The sequence below is a fragment of the Peribacillus sp. TH27 genome (genome assembly GCF_016650915.1).
GTDB classification, from domain to species: domain Bacteria; phylum Bacillota; class Bacilli; order Bacillales; family DSM-1321; genus Peribacillus; species Peribacillus butanolivorans.
In genome coordinates this window covers 4,797,216-4,820,271 of record NZ_JAEKEV010000002.1, presented here as the reverse complement: position 1 = coordinate 4,820,271, position 23,056 = coordinate 4,797,216, and the positions used below count along the sequence as shown (strand labels likewise).

Below are 23,056 nucleotides of genomic sequence, written 5' to 3'. Positions count from 1 at the left end.
AAATTGATGAATGAAAAAGTAAAAATTAAAGATTTTATACGAATCTTAAAAAAGCGAATATTAATCATTATACTTTCTACACTTTGTATTACTGGTTTCGTTATTTTTTCGTCCATGTACATTATGAAACCGACTTATCAGTACTCTACTCAAGTTTTGGCAGGATCTTTAAGTATGGGAGAAAAGGAAACTTCCATAAATAAAGTGCAAGAAAACAGACAGTTGGCTCTTTCGTACATGGATATCATTAAAAGCCCACAAATTATGACAGGAGTTAAAGATTCGTTAAACCTAAAGACTTCAAGTTATGAGTTACTCAAGCAAGTTTCCATTACCAATAGAGATAATTCGCAGATTATTATTATTACCGTCAAAGATTCTAATCCTGAATCAGCTAAAGCCATTGCACAGGCTGTCGCAATTCAGTCCATAACTAAATTTAAAGAGTTTGCAAATGTAAAACAGATTAATATTCTTAATGATAACGAAATGGAACAAGCAGAACTTCTTTTTCCAAAACCAAAGTTTATTATAGCCATTTCCATCGTAATAGGCTTTTTTGCTGGAATAGGTTTAGCACTTCTTCGAGAACACTTTGATGATGCGGCTTACAGCGATCGTGAGCTTGAGCGTCTTGGACTTCCATTGTTAGGAAGAGTGAACTTAAATACAAAAATGAAAAACAAAAAACGGAAAACACCTTATCAGACATTATCCTCTACGGAACGAGGTGAACATGGTGGCTATTAAATTCACAAGGAAACAATCCTTTTATCTAAATGATGTCAACAATAAAGAACAATTTTATTCCATATGTAACAATATCGAATCAAATCTCAAAAAAGAAGATTCACTATTAATGGTTACATCACTTACACATTCACAAAATATAGCTAATGCAACCGCGTTCTTAGCCCTTGCCTTTTCTGAACAGCGTAAACGAGTGCTGGTAGTGGATGCTAATCTTCGCCAACCTTCTCTACATCATGTGTTTAATATCGATAATTCATTTGGTTTGACCAACTTGCTCTTAGGTGAGCACCCCAAAAATAGGGATCATGCTATACATATAAAGGATAGTCTTTTCTGTTTACCCACAAGTGAAGTCCAGTATGAGCCAACGACATTATTAACTTTAGAGACCCTTCCCTCATTAATTGAGGAGTGGAAAGAGCATTTTGATATTATTCTATTTCATACTTCAGATAGTATAAACAAACCTGATGCACAAATTCTAGCGAAACATTGTGATGGCATTATTTTAGCGATACAAGAAGGAAGAGATAAGTTAGAAAAGATTGTGAATGTGAAAACACAATTTGAAAGGGGCAAACATGAAATAACCGGTACAATGATCATTTCATGAATAAAGGAGGGTAACCATTGGATTCAAAGATTAGAGTTGATGGACAGGAAGAAATACTGATAAACCCGATACCGACATCATCATATTTTACTTTAAAGCGTTCAATAGATTTTATCATTTCATTTTTTATGTTACTTCTTTTAACACCTATTTTAGTTTTATTCTGTATTCTTATCCCTATTGACTCAACTGGTTCCCCCTTTTTTTGTCAACAACGACTGGGATTAAATGGGATATCTTTCAATATGATTAAATTACGTTCCATGAGTTTAGATGCCGAAAAAAACGGGCCACAATGGGCAAGTGAAAAAGATTCTAGAGTTACAAGAATAGGAGCATTTATACGAAAAACCCGCATTGATGAAATTCCTCAACTTATTAATGTTTTAAAAGGAGATATGTCACTCATTGGTCCAAGGCCTGAAAGAGAGTTTTTCTATAAGGAATTTGATAAGTTTTTGCCTGGCTTTAAAAATCGTTTATTTGTTAAACCAGGCATAACTGGATGGGCCCAAGTAAATGGGGGGTATGATTTATCACCCAAAGAGAAGTTGAATTTCGACCTATATTATATTCAACACCGCTCACTTGCTATGGAAATCAAGATTTTGTTTCGAACAGTGGCCATTGTATTTACTGGTAATGGAGCTAGATAATCGATTAAAAGGGGTTTTGAAAAATGGATAAAGTACTAGTAACCGGAGGATTTGGTTTTATTGGGTCTCATATTGTGGATACATTAATTCGTAATAATTATGAAGTGGCTGTTTATGATAACTTATCTACCGGATCTACCGAGAATGTCCATTCAAAAGTCATTCCCTTCTTTGGAGATGTAGAAGATGAAGGCTCACTAGAAACGGCGATGGAAACATTTAGGCCTGACTATGTCGTTCATCAAGCTGCACAAGTTAGTGTACAACAATCAATTTCAGATATTACGAATGATGCGCAGATCAATATCATGGGAACCATAAATATTGCTAAGCTTTCTCACAAGTATAAAGTTAAAAAGATTGTATTTGCCTCATCAGCGGCTGTATATGGAAACTCTAATGTTATGCCAATTACCTTATCGCATGATACTCATCCCTTATCACCTTATGGTGCCTCAAAAAAAACGGCTGAAGATTATCTAGAGCTTGCAAAAGAATTATATGATTTAGACTATGTGAACCTCCGTTACAGTAATGTGTATGGTCCAAGACAGACAGCAAGTGGTGAAGGCGGTGTTATATCAATCTTCACAAATCTTGTCATTAACAATAAGCGGCCTGTTATTTATGGTGATGGTTATCAAACAAGGGATTTTGTTTATGTAAAAGATGTAGCAAATGCCAATCTAAAAGCGTTAGAATTTGATGGAAGTGGAACATTTAATGTTTCATCAACTACTAGTACAAGTATCAATCAATTATTCTCGATTATTCAATCATTTGGCACACATGATTTATCCCCTATTTATCAACCAGCCAAAAATGGAGACATCAAAGATAGTTTACTATGTAACAAAGTGAGTATCCAAAAATTGGGTTGGCACCCCGTTTATTCGCTTGAAAAGGGACTTGCGAATACATATGACTATTACCTTAAACAAAATCAGTCTACTATAACTACAGATAAATCACCTGTACCACAACTCAATCCAACTACTATATCGTCATAAAATGGGGATAGAAACACGTGAATAAGAAGAAAAATTCTATTTTTAAAAATATTATCCATTTATTTTACAGTACAATTCTATCTAATGTTTTAAATGCAATTACACTCATATTATTAGCCAATTATTTTAACTCAAAAAATTATGGAATTTTTAGTGTCGCTCTAGCTCTAGCTATGATTATGAACTTTTTCACAGACCTCGGAGTTAGTAACACTTTCCTTCGAGAAGGGTCGAAGAAAGGAAACTTAGGTACTACATTTTCTTCTTATATTAAGATCCGGGTTGTATGTTTGCTTTTAGCATTTATTGTATTTTCTGTCGGCATTCATGTCCTTTATCAAGAACAACAAATTCTTTATATGATTTATAGTTTAATGATTCCCATGGTCATTGGTTTGGCGATACAAAGTATAGGAATCACCTATTTTCAATTAACGGAAAGGATGCAGTTTATCGCGTCCATTAAAATCTTCTCAGCCATTGCATTAATCATTTCAACCACGGTGAGTATGGGCTTAAAAGTGGATGTCCATCTAGCAACATTTTTATATGGATTTTCTTATTTAGTAGGAGGCCTATACAGCCTATATTTACTTCTCAGTAAAGCGGATTTAAAATGGAAATCTCCTTTTGAAAAACAATTATTAACAAATCTTAGTCCGTTTTTAATCAGTGGGTTATTTATTATGTTAACCCCTCAATTAGGTCCCTTAGTGTTAGAAAAAACACTGCCTTTAACGCTTGTTGGTCTCTTTGCAGTCGCTTATCGGATTCCTTCTGCTCTATACCAAATACCAGGAGTTATTGCAGGCGCATTTTTCCCCCTCTTATTTAAGCGATACAACCGTGGCGAGTTGGAGGAACATACTAGATTAAATATTCTACAAATGAAAATTATGTCCTATACCGGTATGTGTATGACCATATCCCTATTCTATTTGGCTGAATATCTCGTCACTATTTTATTCGGAGACGAATGGGGAGCAGCGGTGCTACCTTTAAAAATATTGTCCTTTATTATAGTCCTACAAGGCTTTAACATTGCTATTGCGGACGGCCTCACAACAAAAGGGTTACAGAACCGGCGTACTATCGTACAGTTTATAACCATCGCTATTGGTTTGTTGTCCTTCTATTATCTGAGCGTAAGCTATGCAGTGGCTGGTTCAGCTTTTGCCGTTTTAACTATGGAGATCGTATCATTCATTGGTTATGTCGCGGTTAATCCAGTAAAAAGAACGATATTAGCCAAGGTTATTATTCCATATGGGTTCTTCTTTTCTGTAAGTTTTATCCTTATACACTACTCATTATCTCAGTACCCTTTTATAGCCATGTTATCTACCATCATTTTAGTTTCTACTTTAATTTTACTATTAGATAAGCCAATCAAGGGCTTAATAGTAGGTTTTATAAAAAAGAAAAATCAAGATGGGAGACAAAAAGAGAATGGAAAGATCGCAAATTAATAAAAACACCTCTATGTGGCCAGTCTTTCTCTTGTTATTTTTTATTACACTTAGTAAATATAATTTGTCTATCGGTTTTTCATTGAAAATTTACATGATTTTTCTAGGCATTTTCTTGTGCTTGTATTTTCGGGATTTTTACTTTCATACCCCTTATCATTATGAAATTTTATTGCTGTTATTTTATTTCACCTATTGTCTGAGTGGCGCTTTTTCACAGTATCCGGAATCAAGTATTCGAGTCATTCTAGGAGTGATACTTGTACTTGGCTGTTATTTCATCATGAGATATATACTGGAGCTAACCTCAATAAGTGCCATTGAAAATTCCATTGCAAATGTCGGGATCATATTTAACGTCATTAGCTTATTATTGTACATCATCGGAATAAAGGTGACGGGTAGATTCCCAACAGGTGTTGAGGTTACATCTTATGGATTATTATTAGACCGAGATTATCCGAGATTAATTGGATTGCTTGATGACCCAAACATCTTTATTTTTTTTAATACATTGTTTTTTTCCTTTTATTTAACAAATTTAAAAGGATTCAAGCATTCAATTGGATTCATCTTATGTGTGATTACCTCCCTTCTTACTTTTTCAAGAGGTGGAATTCTAGCTCTCATACTGGTGGTCATTTTGTACATGCTGTTAGCGAATTTTTCAAAAAAAATAAAAATGATGACTGTTTCTCTGTTATGTCTAGTTGGGATCTATGCTGCAGGTTCTTTCATTCAAATAGATTTCAATGAGATTATTGCTAGTCGTATTACCGACTTTTCTACTGATGGTGGTAGTGGCCGCTTTGAATTATGGAGTCAGGCGATTAACTATTTTATGTCAATTCCCCTTTTGGGTATTGGTGCCTTTAACTTTTCCGATTACTACGCATTTGAGCATAATGAAAAGCTATATGTTCACAATACGTATCTAGAAGTCCTAGTAGAGTCAGGAATCATTGGTTTTCTTTTTTACATTTCCTTTTTATTGATGCTCGTTATCACCTTATTTAAGGCTAAATTACATAAGGAAAAACCCTTCATTGTGCTTACACTTTTTGCTTTTTTAATACAGATGATGTCCCTTTCTCTCATGATTAATGAAGCATTTTTTTCCTTTTTAGCACTTACTTTAAGATATATTACCGTATATGAAAGAAAAGAGGTGGATGTTTATGATAAACAACAAAAAGGATAGCAGACCTTTAGTTTCCGTTATAACTCCCTCGTATAACAGCTCGTCTTTTATTAAAGAGACTATTAAATCTGTCCAAGATCAATCCTATTCTAACTGGGAAATGATTATTGTTGATGATCAATCAAAGGATGACTCGATTCATGTCATTAAATCATATACAGAAAGCGATCCACGAATTAAACTTATACCTTTAACTCAAAATGTTGGTGCTGCTATGGCTAGAAATGTAGCTATAAAAGAAGCCAAAGGAAATTATATTGCGTTTCTTGATAGCGATGATCTATGGATGCCTACTAAATTGGAAGAACAAGTCACCTTTATGCAAAAGGGAAACCTTGCTTTTTCTTTTACTTCCTATTCTTTAATGGACGAAGAAGGCAATCCTCTAGATATTGAAGTAAGTGCACCAAAAACGGTAGATTATTATAATCTGATTGGAAATACAACGATTGGCTGTTTAACTGTGATGTTAGATAGGCTACAAATTAAGCAAATTGAAATGCCCGATATTCAGCCTGAGGATTCGGCATTATGGTTGTTACTGTTAAGACAAGGGTATCAAGCGCATGGCTTACAAAAGGTTTTATCCAAGTATCGTATTGTTAGTAACTCTACTTCAAGGAATAAATTAAAGGCTGCTTACCGATATTGGAAACTGTTACGGAGCCAAGAAAAATTAAACTTTGTAAAAGCAAACTATTATTTTAGCAAATATGCCTATCATGCATACAATAAAAACAGAGGTTCGCGGCCTACCTCTATACAAAATGGGGGTAAATAAGGAAATGAACAATGTCCTACTACTAACCGATAAACTCATAACAGGCGGCGCTGAGATGTATTTTTGTAAATTAGAAAACCATCTTAAGGATGAAAACATGACGTTTTACTCAGCAGCTGCTACTGGTGAGTTGTACAATCAAATTCATAATAAACATCAATTCATTCCTTTAAGCTTAAAAAATCACCTCGCAAATCTCAAGACACTGAGTAAAGAAGTTAACCAAAAAGAAATTGATGTTATCCATGCAAATAGTTTAAGAATGTTACTATATTCCATCGCAATAAAGAAAATCACGAGAAGAAAAATCAAGCTGGTGTATACCAAACATAATGTAACCATACTTGAAAAAATGACGCCCTTACTATTTAAAAAGGTGTTAAATCAGTATGTGGATCAAATTATTGCGGTTAGTAATTTCGAAAAGGAGAACTTACTTCAGTTTGGTGTAAGGAAGGAACTTATTCGGACCATTTACAACGGAGTGGATGTGGAACACTTTTCTTTTCAACAGCTACAACCTAAAGAAACCTTCAATGTCGGAATTCTAGCACGGTTATCAAAAGAAAAAAACCATGAACTCTTTTTAAAAATAGCTAATGAGTTAAAAGATATACCTAACGTGATGTTTTATATTGCTGGAGATGGACCTGAGCGGGAATTTGTTGAAAAAATGATTAAAGACCTAAAGTTACACCCTAAAGTGAAGCTTTTAGGAAATGCATCCAATCCTTATGAATTTATTTGCAATATGGACTTGCTGCTCCTTACGTCCTTAAGAGAGGTTTTTCCAATGGTAGTCCTAGAAGCAATGGCAACAGGTACACCAATTGTTTCTGTAGATGTAGGCGGCATTAAAGAAGCCGTTGTGGATCATGAAACAGGGGTTCTCATTTCCCATCATTCAGAAAAAGAATTTGCTGAAAAAATTAGAATACTTCACGATGATAAGGGTTTAAGACAACGCTTGGGTAGCACAGCAAGACAAAAAGTAGAAAAATCCTTTTCCCTTACAAATATGATTCATTCTACGCTGGAAACCTATCATTGATTTAAAACAAACGATGACTCGTTTGTTTTTTGTTTTTTATACCTATACTTTTTTTTTGGACAAACATATGCTGTATAACATCACTTTATAAGGAGTGTTATAAAATTGACAGACTCACTAAACCTGTCTGAAGATTGCCAGAACAGAGATGTTCTTAATATTGATTGTTTTGGCGCTAATCCAAATTTGGTAGACAATTCCCCAGCCATTCAAGATACGATTAATTATTGTGTTGCCAATAATCACTCTAAAGTTGTCATTACAGGAAAGAAACAATATACCCTCTCCTCCCCCATTGTCATTAAGTCGAATGTACATCTTGAAATTGATCCTACTGTAACATTAATCATCAAAGGGAATTTCCGAGTTTTTGAACTTCAGAAGGATGCTTCCATCTCAGGTGGCACGATTGAAATCGTGGATAATAGCTTTAATTCATCCGTCATTTTTCTTTCTGGTGCCCAACAAATAGAAATTCATAATCATACAACTATATCCAATATTAATATTATAAACCGTACAACAACGTACCAGGGTATAGCCATTCATTTGTACTGTGAAAAAGCATGGGATTTCATCAGTTTCTTTAAGGCAAGCTCCCTCCAAATCACAAACTTCCATACGGCTATCTATTTAAAAACAGAAAAGCTTCTAAATATAAATACCCCGTGTTGGATTAATGCGAACTCCTTCCATTCTATTTTTATAGATGGTTGTCAGTATGGTATTGAGATTGTAGGAAACGGTGAATTACCGTACGAAATTTCAGGGAATATGTTTACCGGAATCCAAGTTCAATGCCGGAGTCAAACAAAGAAAGTCATCCGTTGCTCGGGTGCCTATAATATTTTTGAAGGAGTGATATGGGATACCTACCGTATGGATGCTCCTCCTCTGGTCATCGAATTCTCTTCTACTTCTCATCACAACTACCTCTTTTCAAACCAACTAGCTACATCAATTCTAGACAGTGGCCAATACAATCGGTGCACATCGCCACATGAAGAATCCCTTCAAGTATATCCTCCTCTTGCCTTAGGTACAGCCCATCTGGTTGGGAATCAAGACGATATCTTAGTGAACGCAAACGTCCGATACGCCGTACGTCAGCTTTCTGGGAAAGCTCCATATGGAGGAAATATTAATAATTGCTTTAACTTACTCGATGAACAAAGTGTGAATTACCTTGATGTTCCAAGTTCTCAACCTGTTGTGATTGAATTAGATTTTTCTAACCAGCCTATTAAAATGCTGAATTGCATGGGTATATATTTTGGATGGAATGAAAGCCCAAGTCGTATTTTGATAGAATATCAACAGAGCTTAAATGGACCCTGGACAGTTGCAAAAAATGTTCCATTTAATGCAGGAAACACTGTTATTTCGGAAGTAAGAGCCGATACGTTGTACAAAATTAAACTGACTCTAAGCGGATATACCCAAGATCACAAACGATTTCGGATTAATCGCATATTTGCAAGATCATCTTTACAGTATGGGTCCTCTTGGTTATCGACCACAGGTGGGACATTATATGGAGATTTAGAACTCCAAAAAGGGAAAGTTGTGACAATGGTTTCTCCAAACGGAACCAAGTGGAAAGTGAGTATTAATGATCAAGGACAAATTATCACTTCGAAACTTTGAACATATTAACCTTAAAAAGCTCAAAAAGCAGCTTTTTCTTATTTCATAAAATAAATTAAGCCGCTTTTTTCTATTAATTTATAACTTTTTTAGTTATTAGACTTTCCTTTTGATCCATATTTTTAATGAGATTTGGGTATGAATACTACTATCTCAACTATGAATAATAGAGATGGACTCTTATTCCTCATTAATTTACTATATTTGCTTGACCTGTGTCGGAAATTCTACTCATAGGCAAGGAAGGTATGTCAATGGTGGTACCCATACTCTTATCCGTAAGTTCAATAACATCGTTTTGAAGAATGATTTGGTCCAAATCCCAGAACATACCCTCAAACTTATTATATTGCCCACTTACCTTCAAAATGCTCTTTGTTTTGCTTGAAGGTTGTATCTGTAAGTTAGTAAATTGATTACCACTAGTCTCATTCGGTATGGTTAAAGAACTATCCATGTAAATCATGTTTACGCAATCCTCTAAAGATACATTCATAAACCGATTAGCGTTGATCCAGGCCTTTCCAGAAGGCGGCTTTTCAGCTATTAACTTTATTCCAGTCTCCATTCCTGCCACCTTAACATTTTCAAAGTTCACGAAAGAAATCTCATGTTCCTTTCCGCCAGCATATAAAGATATTCCTGTACCCTTATTACTTTCAGACCAGTTGATAATATTTACATCTTTTACTTGTGTTTTGTTCCAGGTGTTATAATATTTATATTTACCATCTAAGTAAATGACCTCTGAATTAAATTTAGGATCATTTATTGCTACATATGCACCTTCAATGGAAGCATTCTGCTCAAGTTCAAGCACCCTGAAGTTCCCCTCAACAATGAACTTCGTTCCGTATCCGAATTGCAGCTTAACACCTTTCCTAACTATGATCGGTGATGAAATTTTATACTTCCTATCATCAAGCATAACCGTCTTTAATTTATTGGCCTTTGCTTTATCGATGGCGACTTGAATCTTAGCAGAATCATTAGTCCCTTTAAAATCTTCAACGTATATCTTCTCTTTATGGTTAGAAGCAGAATTATTCTGTTGATAGAAAAAAACAATAATGACCATTAAACATAAGAATAAACCGATTATTTTTTTCATAAAATACATCCTTATTCCGATATTTTGATTCTATATTTGTTAATCTATCTGAAGGTATTATCAATGTATTAAAAGACTTCCCCTAAATGGCGGTAAAGTTCACCATGCCAAATGCATTATTAATGTGAAATTGAATTAGGGCTTTATGAACATACAATTCCAGTTCGCAGATAATTTCTACTCCAATTATATTTTGGTTCCACGCCTTATATATATCAAAATAAAAATTCACAATTGTTACCTTATCCTAAAAAAAGGATACTTAGCTCTCATATTGAACTAAATATCCTATAAATTTTTATAGATTTTTCGATTGCTATTCTTCTTTTCTATTCATATGATTATATGATTATATGATTAAGTGATTTTCTCCAAATAATTTTTAACTTTAGAATAAGTTTGTTAAAGGATACCGGCTCTACCATTTAACACATTTATCACTTTATCAATTACTCTCTCTTGCTGTTCTTCTGTCATATTTGATCCTGAAGGCAGACAGATTCCGCTATTGAATAGTTCTTCTGACACACTTCTATCTTTTTCATAGGGGTAATACAATGTACCCTCAAACAGTGGTTGCAAATGGAGTGGCTTCCACACTGGGCGAGCCTCGATATTCTCTTCTCCTAATGCTTCAATTAGTTCAATTTGTGAAATACCAAGCTTTTCCTGATCAATTGTAATTGTTGTAAGCCATCGGTTATGTAAAGTACCTTCAAGCTCAGGCTTAAAGCTAATTCCTTCAATCCCGCTTAGCACCTCAACATAACGGTCAAACTTTGCCCGTCTAGATGCTACTCGGTCATCTAAGACCTCCAACTGGGCTCTTCCGACACCAGCTAAAATATTGCTCATTCGGTAATTATATCCTGAAACACTATGTTGATAATGTGGTGCTGGATCACGTGCCTGTGTTGCCAAAAAACGAGCTTTCTTCAAGGCCTCTTCATCATTAGAAACAAGCATACCACCGCCTGAAGTTGTAATGATTTTATTGCCATTAAACGAATAGATACCAAACTTACCAAATGTACCGCTTTTCTTACCTTTATACTCAGCACCAAGCGATTCAGCAGCATCTTCAATAACTGGAACTCCATAATGATCACAAATCGACATTATTTCGTCCATCTTGGCACTTTGTCCATACAAGTTCACAACGATTACTGCTTTTGGCATTTTGCCATCAATCTCTGCATCAACAAATGCTCGTTCTAGGGCAGCTGGTGACATATTCCACGTTTCAGGTTCAGAATCAATAAACACCGGTTCTGCTCTTTGGTAAATTATCGGATTTGCACTCGCAATAAATGTCAATGAGGAGCAAAAAACTTTATCACTTTGTTCAACTTCAAGTAATCGCAATGCCAAATGAATAGCTGCCGTTCCTGAGCTGACGGCCGCCGCATCGCGTACACCCACATAATCCGCTAGTTCTCGCTCAAACTTATCTACATTCGGCCCAAGTGGTGCAATCCAGTTCGTTTCAAATGCTTCGTTGATATATTTCTGTTCATTTCCGCTCATATGGGGCGAAGAAAGAAATATTCTTGATTGGTTAGACATAAATTCACCTTCTAATTAGTTTAAATGCTTTATTATTTTTGCAGGTAATCCTATAGCTGTTACAAAATCAGGAATGTCATTTATAACTGTTGCACTTGCTCCAATTATAGACCATTTACCAATCTTTTTCCCAGGTATCACAGTTGCACTTGCCCCAACATGTGAACCTTCTCCAACCTGTACACTGCCCGTTAATATCGCACCAGGAGAAATATGAGCGTAGTCACCAATTTTGTTATCATGCTCTACCACAGCTATAGAGTTAATAATAACATGGCTTCCAATGTTTGCATCAGCATTGATTACACTCCCTGGCATCACAACTGTTCCTTCTCCTATTTTCACTGAAGGACTAACAAAAGCAGATGGATGGATGACTACCGCAAACTTCCCTCCTACTTCTGTCAGGCTACATGCAATCCTTTTACGAGTAGCATTATTACCAATAGCAATGATAAACTCTACTTCCATTCGCCTAATAAGTTCCTTCGCAAAAGCGATAGGTCCAAACAAAATATCATTAACCATTATTGTTTCGCTATATTTATCATCCAATATAGCAATAATCTTATAAATTCTACTAGATGAAATAATATCTTGAATTACCCTACTATGGCCACCTTCACCGATTACAATAATTGGCTTCATTAATAATCTCCGCCTTTTGAACCTTCAAACTTCTCAATTGTTACATGGCCATTCTGACTAATACCTTCAGACTTAAACACCTTATGCACTGTCATAAATAGGATCTTCATATCCAACCAAAAAGAACGATTATCAACATACCAGACATCCAATTTGAACTTTTCCTCCCACAAAATGGCATTACGACCATTTACCTGTGCCCATCCAGTAATACCAGGACGGACTTCATGCCGTCTCGCTTGCTCAGGTGTATATAACCCCAAATACTCTATTAATAACGGACGAGGACCGACTAGACTAATATCACCTTTTAGTACATTATACAGTTGGGGCAATTCATCCAAACTAAGCTTGCGGAGTAACTGTCCAAACTTTGTTAAACGCACATGGTCAGGCAGGGGTACTCCATTTTCATCTTTGTCGTCTGTCATAGAACGAAATTTGTATACATAAAACGACTTACCATACATTCCAGGACGTTGTTGTTTAAATATTATAGGTGATCCTAGCTTAAACCTTATAAGCAAACCAGTTATCAAAAAAATGGGTGACAAAAAGATAAGCCCTAAAAAAGAGAAAATAAAATCAAATAGTCTTTTCAATAAAATCACTCTTATTCTTTTTAGAAATTAAATAGTTAAATAAATTTATTTGTTTATTTATCACTTTTTCTTCATCAAATAATTCTTCTACAATTTTTCGGCTCTCGTGACCAAACTTTACTCTTTTATCTTTATTTAAGAAAAGCTGGATCATCTTGTCAGACAATTCTTTACTTGAGCCTTTATTCACCAAATAACCGTTTTTTTCGTTAAACACTTCTTCCCGACATCCTCTAATATTTGAAGCAATAACCGGTAACTTCATTGACATTGCTTCAATAATAGATCTTGGTAGTCCTTCACGATAAGAAGGTAGAACAAATACATCTGTTATTGCCATTAGATCAGGAATATCTTTTCTAAATCCTAATTGGATAATCCCTGGGTTATTTAATAACTCTTTCATCTTATGAAAACTACTTTGGTCACGTTCACTTTCTAGCAGACTTCCTATTAATACCAGTTTAATATTATTATACTTTTTGGAAATACCCTTAAAAGCTTCTAATAGCTCAAAAATTCCTTTTTCTTTTACTAACCGTCCAACAAACATAAACACAACATCATCCTGCTCAACACCAAGATTAGATTTCAGTTCATTTATTTTCGATAGTGACTTCAGGTTAGGGTTAAATTTATTATGGATATCAACACCGTTACTCAAATGCAGTATACGATTTTCTTTATGACAGAATTTATCTTTTAAAGCAAGCTCATAATCCTCTCTGCTTTGTAAAAGGAGCCAATCTGTCAAAATACGGGCAGCATATTTTTCGATAAAATAAAAAAGTTTATATTGTCTAGGTGACATATCTTCATGAAAATAAAAACCGTGAGCTGTATATATGATATTTTCTATACCTGCCAATCTGGCTGCAACCCTACCTAATAAAGCAGCAATTGGAGTATGTACATGGACAATATCATATTTTTCCCTTTTCATTAACTTGAACAGTTTAATAACTGATTTGAGATTAGAAACAGGGTTGATTTGACGATCGATTTTAATATCTACCATCGTCAACCCTTCTGTTCTTAACCTTTCAAATCGTCCTGTATCTGTACATGCGTTATGTACCTCATACCCTTCCTCCATTGACTTGAGTATCAATGGCTTTAAAAGAGCATCAACACTCAAATCAATTGCACAAATTTGTAGTACTTTTTTATTTTGCATACTATAATCTCCAAAGAGTAATATGATCAGGGCATGTTTCTCTTTCTAACACACTCTTAATATCAACAACTATTCCTTTACCATGCTTAAGTAATTGACTAAATTGTTCCCACCCTTTTTGAATATAATCATCGTGGGCTACAGCAAAAACAACCACATCTGCTGGCTTAAGTTGATTATGAGGAATTAATTCGACCCCGTACTCTTTTACTGCTTCACCAAAGTCAGCCATGGCATCTGTGACTTGGACCTCAACACCAAACTCCTCTAGTTCTCGAATAACATCTATTACTTTAGAATTGCGAAGGTCTGGTACATTTTCCTTAAAGGTAAGACCCAGTACAGTTACTCTTGCCCCTTGTATAGGCATATTTTTATGAATCATTTGTTTAACCAAGGAAGTTGCAATGAATTTACCCATTTCATCATTAATACGGCGCCCCGCTAAAATAACTTCAGGGTGATACCCTACGCTTTCTGCTTTATGAGTTAAATAATATGGGTCAACCCCGATACAATGTCCTCCAACTAAACCAGGGGAAAATTTAAGGAAGTTCCATTTTGTTCCAGCCGCCTTCAATACTTCATTCGTATCAATGTTTAGACGGTCAAATATAATGGATAATTCGTTCATCAGTGCAATGTTAAGATCACGTTGGGTATTTTCAATAACTTTTGCAGCTTCTGCTACCTTAATAGAACTAGCACGGTAAACACCTGCCTCTACTACAGATCCATAAACACTAGCTACAGTCTCTAATACATCTTCATTTTGTCCTGATACAACCTTGGTAATTGTTGTGAATTTATGCTCTTTGTCTCCAGGATTAATACGTTCAGGTGAATACCCTACAAAGAAGTCCTCCCCTGCTTTTAGGCCCGATGCTTTCTCCAGTACTGGAACACATTCTTCCTCTGTTGCCCCAGGATAAACAGTTGACTCAAATACAACAATTGTACCTTTTGATAGATTTGCACCTACTGTTTCTGAAGCTTTTAGTAAAGGTGTTAAATCTGGTTGCTTATTTTCATTAATTGGGGTTGGAACAGCGACAATAATAAAATCACTTTCGTGTAATCTAGACCCATCATTGGTAAACTCAATTTCAGCTGCTAAGAGATCATTTGTTTCTACTTCATTTGTATAATCTATTCCTTCTATTAAAGTATTAATACGGTGCTCATTAATATCAAAACCAACAATGCGATGTGTTTTACCAAAAGCAACTGCTACTGGTAATCCTACGTATCCAAGTCCAACTACTGCTATTTTTCTATTCATCTCTAAATCACACTCCATAATATTCTCTGTACCAATCAATAAAGTTGCTAATTCCGTCTTTAATATCCGTTTGAGGTTTAAAATTGATATCACGATATAAATCCTTAACATCCGCATATGTTTCCGGAACATCACCGGCTTGAAGTGGTAAAAACTCTTTCTTTGCTTCAATTCCTAATTTTTCTTCGATAGCATTGATAAACTCCATCAATGTTACTGGGTTGTTATTTCCTATATTATAAACCTTGTATGGAGCATAACTTGTTCCAGGATCTGGATTTTTACCACTCCATTCTAAATTTGGTTCTGGCTTTCGTTGAATTAAACGAAAAATACTTTCAACAATATCATCAACATACGTAAAGTCACGCATCATATTTCCATTATTAAATACTTTTATAGGTTCACCATTGATAATTGCCTTAGTAAACAAGAACAAGGCCATGTCTGGTCTACCCCATGGACCATATACCGTAAAGAAACGAAGTCCGGTAGTAGGCAAGCCATATAAGTGACTATATGTATGTGCCATTAATTCATTTGCTTTCTTCGTTGCAGCATACAAACTAATTGGATGATCCACATTATCATGAACAGAGAATGGAAGGTTCGTATTTGCACCATATACTGAACTTGAGGACGCATAAATTAGCTGTTCAACTTTGTTATGGCGACATGCTTCTAAAATGTTAGTAAAACCCACTATGTTTGATTCAATGTATGCATGTGGATTCTCTAAGCTATAGCGTACGCCTGCTTGAGCAGCTAAATTTACAACTGCGTCTGGCATATGTTTTTCAAAAATAGCAGTAATGCTCTCTCGATCTTCGAGATTCGTTTTCTCAAAATAAAAATTTTTATCCTCTATCAACGAAAGTCGGGATTTTTTCAAATTCACATCATAGTAGTCATTTAAATTATCAATTCCAATAACTGTATATCCGTTTGTTAATAACTTTTTTGATAAATGAGAGCCGATGAAACCAGTTGCACCGGTTACTAAAATCTTTTTCATAAAAATTTCCCACTCCTTTTATAATAATTCTTTTTCTTTAAATGAATTCCAAAAATAATTTCTCCTATTAGCTAAATTTTCAGCGGAATAATACTTAGATTCTTCGTAATTCCTTATACTTTGTTCATTTAATTTATCTTTATTTTCAATTAGAAATTTAACTTTTAATGATAAACTTTTAACATTATTTGGTTCATGAATCATATTTGAATCTAGTAATTCCGGAATTCCACCTACGTTTGAAGCTACACAAGGACATCCTCTACTCATTGCTTCAATTAAAGCACGAGGTAACCCTTCAGTTAAGCTAGGTTGTATATAAATGTCTATTTTATCTAACCAATGATTGACTTCCTTTCCTGCAGGCAGTGAGCCACATAGATGAACTTTATTGGTTACCTTTAGATCAGTAACCATTTTTTCTATCCAATTGCTGTTACCACTTCCTAAAATAAAAAGTTCAACATTAAAACCATCCTCTATAAGCATTTTTAAAGATTTAATTGCTGTATCAATTCCTTTATATTTTGAAGAATAAGATCCAATAAGTCCTAGTTTGATTGTCGATTTCTTTTCATGAATTTTGCACATTCTTTTCTCAATAATTTCATTTTCAATATTAATCTCAACATTTGAACAATCAATTGTTAAACGGGCATTTTCAGCTGGATATATTTCTTGAAGGTAGTTTTTGGTTACATATAATACATATGGTGCTTCTTTTATAATTTTTTTTATTTTAATATACGATATTGGAGCAAGTACCTTACCAAAAACTGAACCATGATACCATAAGGAAGTATAAACATCTCCTACTAATTCAATTGCATAAGGTTTTTTATATTTTTTAGCCAATTTTATAGCTTCTGAAGCATGGATACTTGGTAGGCGAGCAATTATCCCATCTGCTTCTTTTACCAATACTGTTAATTCATTATTGAGTTTTCTTTTAAGTTTAAAACGATTTTTTATTTTCGAAACACTTGGTAATTTATAATGTTTTACATTACTACCACTTGAAACATTTAAGTTCACTATATCTTTATCTTTAATATTTTCAGCACGGCCGGCTACTACTAATTCATCAAAGTGGTTTAAATAACGCTTCCAACTGTTATAAGTCAATTTCCCTTCGGAATATGCAATACCCTGTTCATCATATTTAAAAATATGACTATGTACGAATAACATTTTCATCTCCTGCAGCCCCCTTTATCATAAGTTTTTGGTTTAAGCAGTTTGAAAAGTATATAATTATTTGAAATGGGCTATTTAAAAATTCACAGAATCGACTTAGAATTCCTATCTAAAGGAACTACTTTGTAACATAGGAGTTACTGTATCATAATTAGTTAAGTACTTTGATCCACTTTCAGATGAATTTATAAATCAAGTTCACTAACCAACTGATTTATTTCGCAATATTAATAAATAGTTTGCAATTTATAACATTTGAAATTTTCACACCAGTAAAAAAACTTCTTAAACTAGAGATTTAATTTTTCTTCCTGGTACTCCTCCAACAAGTGACTTGCTTTCTACATTTTTATTTATTACTGATCCTGCGGCAATAACACACCTTTGACCAATATCAATACCTGCTAATATGCGGCAACCACAGCCTATCCACACATCACTTTCAATTTTAATTTTTTTATTTATTATTTCATTATATTTAATTGGTATTTTTTCATTTATCCATGTATGGTCGAATGAAATTAAAGATGAATTGTGAGCAATAGAAATATTATTGCCAAGTTCTATTCCTCCTTTAGCATCAAGATAACAATTTGCGTGAATACTTATATTGTCTCCTAGTATTAAAGAGCTGATATTTTTTAAAGTTACTCTTTTTCCTATAAATATATTATCTCCACAAGTTTTTGCGTATTTCCAAATATACAAATATCTAAAAAGAAGAGAAATTCTAGATTCTGAATTATCACATAAAACATAAATTAACTCTAAAAGGCTTTTAGGAATTAGCTTCACTACAAATTTCAATAATTTTATAATAAAACTATATTTCGAAAATAAATCTCTACCTGTCATGACAACCACCTTAAAATACAATAGTTATTTGTTGTTTATTATTTTTAAATATCCTTCTATATGATTTCCCATGTGAAATGGTGAACTATTAAATTCCTTTCTTATTTTTTCCTTCATTGAAGAAGAATTTTCTGAAGATATAATTTCAATAATTTCTTTTGCCCATTCTAAATCACTTTTATTCAAATTTATCACTTTAAGGTAAGAAAAATATCTTGTTAACTCTTGGTGTGGAGATATGTCACTAGCAACAACAGGAATACCCATTGACATGGCTTCCAACAATACTCCAGGTAACCCTTCTCTAATAGAAGGAAAAATCATAACTTTTTTATTATTCAAATGAGAATATACATTTTCTTGAACACCCCAAAAGATAACTTTTTCATCTAAATTGTTTTTTGATATAAGTTGCATAATTTCCTTTTCAATCATTTCATCCGGTTTACCCACTAAATGCAAATAAGAATTTGGTAATTTCTTGTTTATTTCCACAAATATGCGAATTAATTTTTTGTGATTTTTCGCTTTTGTCTGTCTTCCTATATGAATTATATTAATATTATTATCATCTATATCTTTTATTTCAAATCTCCGTGGATTTTTTATTCCATTATATAGTATTTGGAATTTTGTATTTTGATAAATTTCAGTTCCGAAATTTTCTAATAAAACAGACTCATTAACTCCAACTATATAATTGGAATACTTCTTAATTAACAATTTCAACACTTTATTTCTATATTTCCTTATAAAATTTTCTTTCTCGTCGTATAACGTTCTAATATGTGTTATACGATGAGGAACTCTAAAAATTTTAGATAGTAACATAAAAAAACCTGAAAACAAAAAGACATTAGAGTAAACTATATTTATTTTTTCTTTTTTAATTAGCATAAAAAATTTAATTATAAAATCAAATTTTTTTAATTTAATATAATAAATATTCACACCTAAATCTCTAAATGTGCTATCCAATGAACCCTCTTTTCCTCCCAAGACTAAAATATGAAACTTGATATCTTGGTTCAGTAACTTTATTTCTTTAATTAAATCTAATGTTCGTAATTCTGCACCACCGGGGTCTAATTTCCCAAATATTTTTAATACATTTTTTCTCACAATAATTCTCCCTTAAAAATTAAAAAAAATTTAAAATAGTTTCTCTAGTAAGATTTTCTTTTTGGTATCCTTACTTTTACTTTTTATAAATGAAGCTTTTTTCATTACTTTATGTTCATAATCATCAAGAGTACAAATAAATCTTGCTGGTACCCCACCAATTACAGTGTTAGAAGGAATACTTTTTGTTACAACTGATCCTGCTCCTATGACAACATTATTTCCAACTTCAACACCCGGCATAATAATCGAGTTTATCCCAATAAACACATTATTCCCTATGATTATTTTACCGAAAACATCTATTTCTGGATTTTCACCCCTGAATACCCATACGCCACCATCATGAGTCACGAACCTTACACCACTTGTAATAGTAACATGGTCTCCTATTTGAATAAGATATGGTTCTGAACCAAATGTATTAGGTTTAAGACTTAAAATTCTACAATTCTCACCAATTTTCACTCCTATTCTTCTAGCATAATGAATAGGACTTTTTTTATTTGATATCTTCTATTTAAGTAATTAAATATCTTAAGCAAATTGCTTCACTTCTTTCTTATTTTGTTTGATAAAGTATATTATTGAAAAAAGGTAACCTATAGAAGTTACTAAATAACCTATAACTAATGACCAGGCCATCCCTATTAATTTATATTCGTCAATAAGTAGAATAGATGAAATAGTTAAGAATAAAAGACTTAAACTGTGAATATATGGTTGTATCTTAAACATTTTTAAAGCAGTAATAGCAGTACCAAGAAAAACTGAACTATACAAAACAGAGATACCCATTACGAGAACCATTAAGATATTTTTGTATGCTACATATTCCTGGGAATATATTATTGTTAATATTATTTCTCCAAAGAAATTAAAAATTAATACCATTAAGACACTAACAAAAAAACCAAATAAAACCATTTTAAATACTACCCTTTTAAAACTTCTATAATCCTTATCTTGATTAAATTTTACTAATTTCGGCATTAAAACTTGTGAGACTGAGCTTAACAAAGTATTTCCAATAAAAAGTAAATAGGCTAATCCCGAAAATATTCCCAATTCATATAGTCCTAATTTATTTTCTATAATATAACGTGGAATATTTGTATTTAAAGATCCTATAAGAGTAGATAAACCTAAAGGAAATGATAGAAGAAATATAAGCTTTATGTTTTTATAATTCACTTTCCTTTTTGAAAAATCGATTTTTATAAATTTTTCTATATTTCTTTTATCATAAAAATAATGAACAAAAAAATTAGTTAAAGCAATCCCTAGTATTGCCCACATTAAATTTTTAGTAAGCCCAAAAAACAAAAAAACCAATATTAAATTTGTAAGACCCCTTAATATAACAGATTTTGCTATTAATTCAAATAATTGCTTTTTTTGGAAAAAACCATAATATACTTCACTTTTCATTTCAAAGAACTTCGCAATGGAAAATAATATTATTGTTGTTGAAATATATTTATCATAACCTGCAAAAGAAATGACAATTATGATTAGAAAAATCGCAAAAATACTTGTAATTTTTCTAAGACCTTCATAATCAAAAAAATGGTATTCATCATTAAAATCAGTTGCTATTACAGATCTTAATTTTAAGTTTAAAAATAAAAATATTGGTGAACACATAGCTAAAGATAACGTAAACATTCCTACATCTTCTGGGCCTCCAAACTTTGCTAAGACAGATAATATCATGAATTGAGTAAACGCATATATAATACTTCCAGCTACAGTCCACGAAACCTTAGTTATAAATGGAATAATTTTCATTTGTTTCACCTTTCAATTTCCTAAAAGCAAATTATTTAATGTAAACTTTTTTGTTTTTACTAAGTAATAAATTTAAAAGGACAATCATTCCTAACAAGCCGATAATAATAATTATTTGTCCAGGAACAAACGCAAAAGCGTTTCTAATATTATTGATTAGGACTGTTGTTATCCCTGTAATTAATGTTAGTATTAAAAAGTTCTTTGGTCTATCTCCAAGATAAGTTAAAAAAAACACTAATAATGGAGAAATGATAAACGATCCGATTATGCCAAAGTTATAATATGTTTCCGCTACAATTGAATATCCCATTGTTGGTAATCGATCTCTAAAAGAGTAAGGCTTTCCTTCGTATTCAATGGGAGGCATAAAAGGGATAAAGTTTGAAAGACCTCTTTGAACTGGTACCAGAAATGACTCTCCAAAAATAAATTCTTCCCCATTCTCTATCCAACCAACTGTATAAACATGAGGCCTAAGAGTATACCCTATTTGAACAAAAGGATCGATAATTGATAAATTCACTTCTTCTAAAGTTTGATTGGAATCCATGTTTCTAATTTCTTTCACGGAAGGTATTACAATGAAAAAAACAATGACAACTACTAAAATTAATTTATAATTTATTTTTAAACCTCTTGTAATTAGGACCCCCATCCCCGCAAGTAAAGGATAAAATATTTCACCTCTATTTCCAGTTAACAACAATAATATTCCTGGTAGGAAAATAATAAAAATGGATTTTTTATTATTTTTCATATTGAATATGTTGGAGAGAATCATTGTAATACCAACTGCATATAAAAAAATTCCTCTTTGATAAAAATTCAAATTACTTAGTGCACTAAAATAGTTTTGATATGTACCAAATAAAGGTAATTTCCCAGTTGTAAAAAGATAAACTAAATATATAAAAAAGATAATAATTAAAAGTTCCCCAGTGAAAATCCACTTATTATCACCCTTAAAATTTATATCAGTTTTATTACTGAGTGTTCTTTTTTTAAATAAATTAATTAACATAGCAAAAAAACAAATGCTAGTTATAAATATATAAGAAATTAATACAGCTTTTTCTCTATATGAAGTAAAATACCAGTTTGTATTTACATCTAAATCTCTTAAAGGATCTTCTAATAATAAATCTATTATCGGTATACCAGCATGGGCTAATATTAAATAACTCAAATAGACGAAGGTTAAACCACACCTTAATTTTAGTAAACTATACGAGGTTAAAATATAAACCACTATTACTAAAATAGTACTGAAATTTTGACTAACCAAACTATAAAATAAATTCACTATTAAAAAGATCAGTATTATACTTATTGATAAAAATATTAAAAAATTTTTTCTTACCATAATAACATCCTTTATGTGAAATACCTTTTAACTGAGTATTTACAAGTTTTTACATTAAAATCAATTCATGGGTACAGAAAAAATAGATAGCTTAAGCATAAATAATCATGACTCCATATGTTTTAGTTTTTTTCAAATATAAA

The 23,056-nt window shown here is 32.7% G+C and carries 22 protein-coding genes; 9 read left to right on the top strand and 13 right to left on the bottom strand.

Annotated features, from left to right (window positions below; all coding sequences use genetic code 11):
* Positions 1 to 6 precede the first annotated feature (6 nt).
* The 9 genes from JFU24_RS24555 to JFU24_RS24515 all read left to right on the top strand — a co-directional run bounded on the left by JFU24_RS24555 (position 7) and on the right by JFU24_RS24515 (position 9,181).
* On the top strand, positions 7 to 750 hold the full coding sequence (locus tag JFU24_RS24555) for a YveK family protein (RefSeq protein ID WP_201250646.1): 744 nt from the start codon (positions 7 to 9) through the stop codon (positions 748 to 750).
* Positions 737 to 1,366 (top strand): CpsD/CapB family tyrosine-protein kinase, encoded by a 630-nt coding sequence (locus tag JFU24_RS24550; protein WP_242485393.1) that lies wholly within the window; start codon positions 737 to 739, stop codon positions 1,364 to 1,366. The genes JFU24_RS24555 and JFU24_RS24550 overlap by 14 nt, the downstream gene beginning before the upstream one ends.
* Before the next feature lie 17 nt (positions 1,367 to 1,383).
* A complete protein-coding gene (locus JFU24_RS24545) occupies positions 1,384 to 2,022 on the top strand; it encodes a sugar transferase (protein WP_201250645.1) in 639 nt (212 codons plus the stop codon).
* 23 nt (positions 2,023 to 2,045) lie between these two features.
* Positions 2,046 to 3,032, top strand: a complete 987-nt coding sequence (locus tag JFU24_RS24540; RefSeq protein WP_201250644.1) for an SDR family NAD(P)-dependent oxidoreductase — start codon at positions 2,046 to 2,048, stop codon at positions 3,030 to 3,032.
* A 17-nt stretch (positions 3,033 to 3,049) separates the two neighbouring features.
* Positions 3,050 to 4,501, top strand: a complete 1,452-nt coding sequence (locus JFU24_RS24535) for an oligosaccharide flippase family protein (RefSeq protein WP_201250643.1) — start codon at positions 3,050 to 3,052, stop codon at positions 4,499 to 4,501.
* On the top strand, positions 4,482 to 5,702 hold the full coding sequence (locus tag JFU24_RS24530) for an O-antigen ligase family protein (protein ID WP_201250642.1): 1,221 nt from the start codon (positions 4,482 to 4,484) through the stop codon (positions 5,700 to 5,702). Before JFU24_RS24535 ends, JFU24_RS24530 begins: the two co-directional genes overlap by 20 nt.
* Positions 5,680 to 6,483 (top strand): glycosyltransferase family 2 protein, encoded by an 804-nt coding sequence (locus tag JFU24_RS24525; protein WP_201250641.1) that lies wholly within the window; start codon positions 5,680 to 5,682, stop codon positions 6,481 to 6,483. Before JFU24_RS24530 ends, JFU24_RS24525 begins: the two co-directional genes overlap by 23 nt.
* 4 nt (positions 6,484 to 6,487) lie before the next feature.
* Positions 6,488 to 7,534, top strand: a complete 1,047-nt coding sequence (locus tag JFU24_RS24520) for a glycosyltransferase family 4 protein (protein WP_201250640.1) — start codon at positions 6,488 to 6,490, stop codon at positions 7,532 to 7,534.
* A gap of 105 nt (positions 7,535 to 7,639) precedes the next feature.
* Positions 7,640 to 9,181: a hypothetical protein gene (locus tag JFU24_RS24515; RefSeq protein WP_201250639.1), complete on the top strand. Its 1,542-nt coding sequence runs from the start codon at positions 7,640 to 7,642 to the stop codon at positions 9,179 to 9,181.
* A 190-nt stretch (positions 9,182 to 9,371) separates the two neighbouring features.
* Here JFU24_RS24515 and JFU24_RS24510 read toward each other — a convergent pair whose 3' ends face one another.
* From JFU24_RS24510 to wzy, 13 genes are all read right to left on the bottom strand, one after another.
* Positions 9,372 to 10,307, bottom strand: a complete 936-nt coding sequence (locus tag JFU24_RS24510) for a hypothetical protein (RefSeq protein ID WP_446728307.1) — start codon at positions 10,305 to 10,307, stop codon at positions 9,372 to 9,374.
* A gap of 387 nt (positions 10,308 to 10,694) precedes the next feature.
* Entirely contained in the window at positions 10,695 to 11,858 is a 1,164-nt protein-coding gene (locus tag JFU24_RS24505; protein ID WP_201250637.1) for a DegT/DnrJ/EryC1/StrS family aminotransferase, read from the bottom strand.
* A gap of 15 nt (positions 11,859 to 11,873) precedes the next feature.
* A complete protein-coding gene (locus JFU24_RS24500) occupies positions 11,874 to 12,506 on the bottom strand; it encodes an acetyltransferase (RefSeq protein WP_201250636.1) in 633 nt (210 codons plus the stop codon).
* Complete coding sequence (locus tag JFU24_RS24495) at positions 12,506 to 13,108, bottom strand: sugar transferase (RefSeq protein ID WP_207203221.1); 603 nt, start codon at positions 13,106 to 13,108, stop codon at positions 12,506 to 12,508. Before JFU24_RS24495 ends, JFU24_RS24500 begins: the two co-directional genes overlap by 1 nt.
* On the bottom strand, positions 13,092 to 14,285 hold the full coding sequence (locus tag JFU24_RS24490) for a glycosyltransferase family 4 protein (protein WP_201250635.1): 1,194 nt from the start codon (positions 14,283 to 14,285) through the stop codon (positions 13,092 to 13,094). The genes JFU24_RS24495 and JFU24_RS24490 overlap by 17 nt, the downstream gene beginning before the upstream one ends.
* Position 14,286: 1 nt before the next feature.
* A complete protein-coding gene (locus JFU24_RS24485) occupies positions 14,287 to 15,567 on the bottom strand; it encodes a nucleotide sugar dehydrogenase (protein ID WP_201250970.1) in 1,281 nt (426 codons plus the stop codon).
* A gap of 7 nt (positions 15,568 to 15,574) precedes the next feature.
* Entirely contained in the window at positions 15,575 to 16,582 is a 1,008-nt protein-coding gene (locus JFU24_RS24480) for an NAD-dependent epimerase (RefSeq protein WP_207203220.1), read from the bottom strand.
* 18 nt (positions 16,583 to 16,600) lie between these two features.
* Positions 16,601 to 17,779 (bottom strand): glycosyltransferase family 4 protein, encoded by a 1,179-nt coding sequence (locus JFU24_RS24475; RefSeq protein ID WP_201250634.1) that lies wholly within the window; start codon positions 17,777 to 17,779, stop codon positions 16,601 to 16,603.
* A 285-nt stretch (positions 17,780 to 18,064) separates the two neighbouring features.
* The gene (locus JFU24_RS24470) at positions 18,065 to 18,634 is read right to left on the bottom strand and encodes an acyltransferase (RefSeq protein WP_201250633.1); all 570 of its coding nucleotides are present in this window, start codon (positions 18,632 to 18,634) and stop codon (positions 18,065 to 18,067) included.
* 24 nt (positions 18,635 to 18,658) lie between these two features.
* Positions 18,659 to 19,756 carry a glycosyltransferase gene (locus JFU24_RS24465; RefSeq protein ID WP_201250632.1) on the bottom strand — a complete coding sequence of 366 codons (1,098 nt, stop codon included), beginning with the start codon at positions 19,754 to 19,756 and terminating at the stop codon, positions 18,659 to 18,661.
* Positions 19,757 to 19,786: 30 nt separating this feature from the next.
* Entirely contained in the window at positions 19,787 to 20,224 is a 438-nt protein-coding gene (locus JFU24_RS31070) for an acyltransferase (protein WP_342214711.1), read from the bottom strand.
* A gap of 69 nt (positions 20,225 to 20,293) precedes the next feature.
* Positions 20,294 to 21,547, bottom strand: coding sequence for an oligosaccharide flippase family protein (locus tag JFU24_RS24455; protein ID WP_201250631.1), 1,254 nt, complete (start codon positions 21,545 to 21,547; stop codon positions 20,294 to 20,296).
* A gap of 31 nt (positions 21,548 to 21,578) precedes the next feature.
* Entirely contained in the window at positions 21,579 to 22,913 is a 1,335-nt protein-coding gene (gene wzy, locus JFU24_RS24450) for an O-antigen polysaccharide polymerase Wzy (protein ID WP_201250630.1), read from the bottom strand.
* Positions 22,914 to 23,056: the final 143 nt, after the last annotated feature.

Bases quoted from the DNA above. Each gene is read 5' to 3' on its own strand.
- JFU24_RS24555 (WP_201250646.1), top strand. From the start codon at position 7: ATGAATGAAAAAGTAAAAATTAAAGATTTTATACGAATCTTAAAAAAG.
- JFU24_RS24500 (WP_201250636.1), bottom strand. From the start codon at position 12,506: ATGAAGCCAATTATTGTAATCGGTGAAGGTGGCCATAGTAGGGTAATT.
- JFU24_RS24530 (WP_201250642.1), top strand. From the start codon at position 4,482: ATGGAAAGATCGCAAATTAATAAAAACACCTCTATGTGGCCAGTCTTT.
- JFU24_RS24505 (WP_201250637.1), bottom strand. From the start codon at position 11,858: ATGTCTAACCAATCAAGAATATTTCTTTCTTCGCCCCATATGAGCGGA.
- wzy (WP_201250630.1), bottom strand. From the start codon at position 22,913: ATGGTAAGAAAAAATTTTTTAATATTTTTATCAATAAGTATAATACTG.
- JFU24_RS24475 (WP_201250634.1), bottom strand. From the start codon at position 17,779: ATGAAAATGTTATTCGTACATAGTCATATTTTTAAATATGATGAACAG.
- JFU24_RS24525 (WP_201250641.1), top strand. From the start codon at position 5,680: ATGATAAACAACAAAAAGGATAGCAGACCTTTAGTTTCCGTTATAACT.
- JFU24_RS24490 (WP_201250635.1), bottom strand. From the start codon at position 14,285: ATGCAAAATAAAAAAGTACTACAAATTTGTGCAATTGATTTGAGTGTT.
- JFU24_RS24455 (WP_201250631.1), bottom strand. From the start codon at position 21,547: ATGAAAATTATTCCATTTATAACTAAGGTTTCGTGGACTGTAGCTGGA.
- JFU24_RS24485 (WP_201250970.1), bottom strand. From the start codon at position 15,567: ATGAATAGAAAAATAGCAGTAGTTGGACTTGGATACGTAGGATTACCA.
- JFU24_RS24520 (WP_201250640.1), top strand. From the start codon at position 6,488: ATGAACAATGTCCTACTACTAACCGATAAACTCATAACAGGCGGCGCT.
- JFU24_RS24550 (WP_242485393.1), top strand. From the start codon at position 737: ATGGTGGCTATTAAATTCACAAGGAAACAATCCTTTTATCTAAATGAT.
- JFU24_RS24470 (WP_201250633.1), bottom strand. From the start codon at position 18,634: ATGACAGGTAGAGATTTATTTTCGAAATATAGTTTTATTATAAAATTA.
- JFU24_RS24480 (WP_207203220.1), bottom strand. From the start codon at position 16,582: ATGAAAAAGATTTTAGTAACCGGTGCAACTGGTTTCATCGGCTCTCAT.
- JFU24_RS24540 (WP_201250644.1), top strand. From the start codon at position 2,046: ATGGATAAAGTACTAGTAACCGGAGGATTTGGTTTTATTGGGTCTCAT.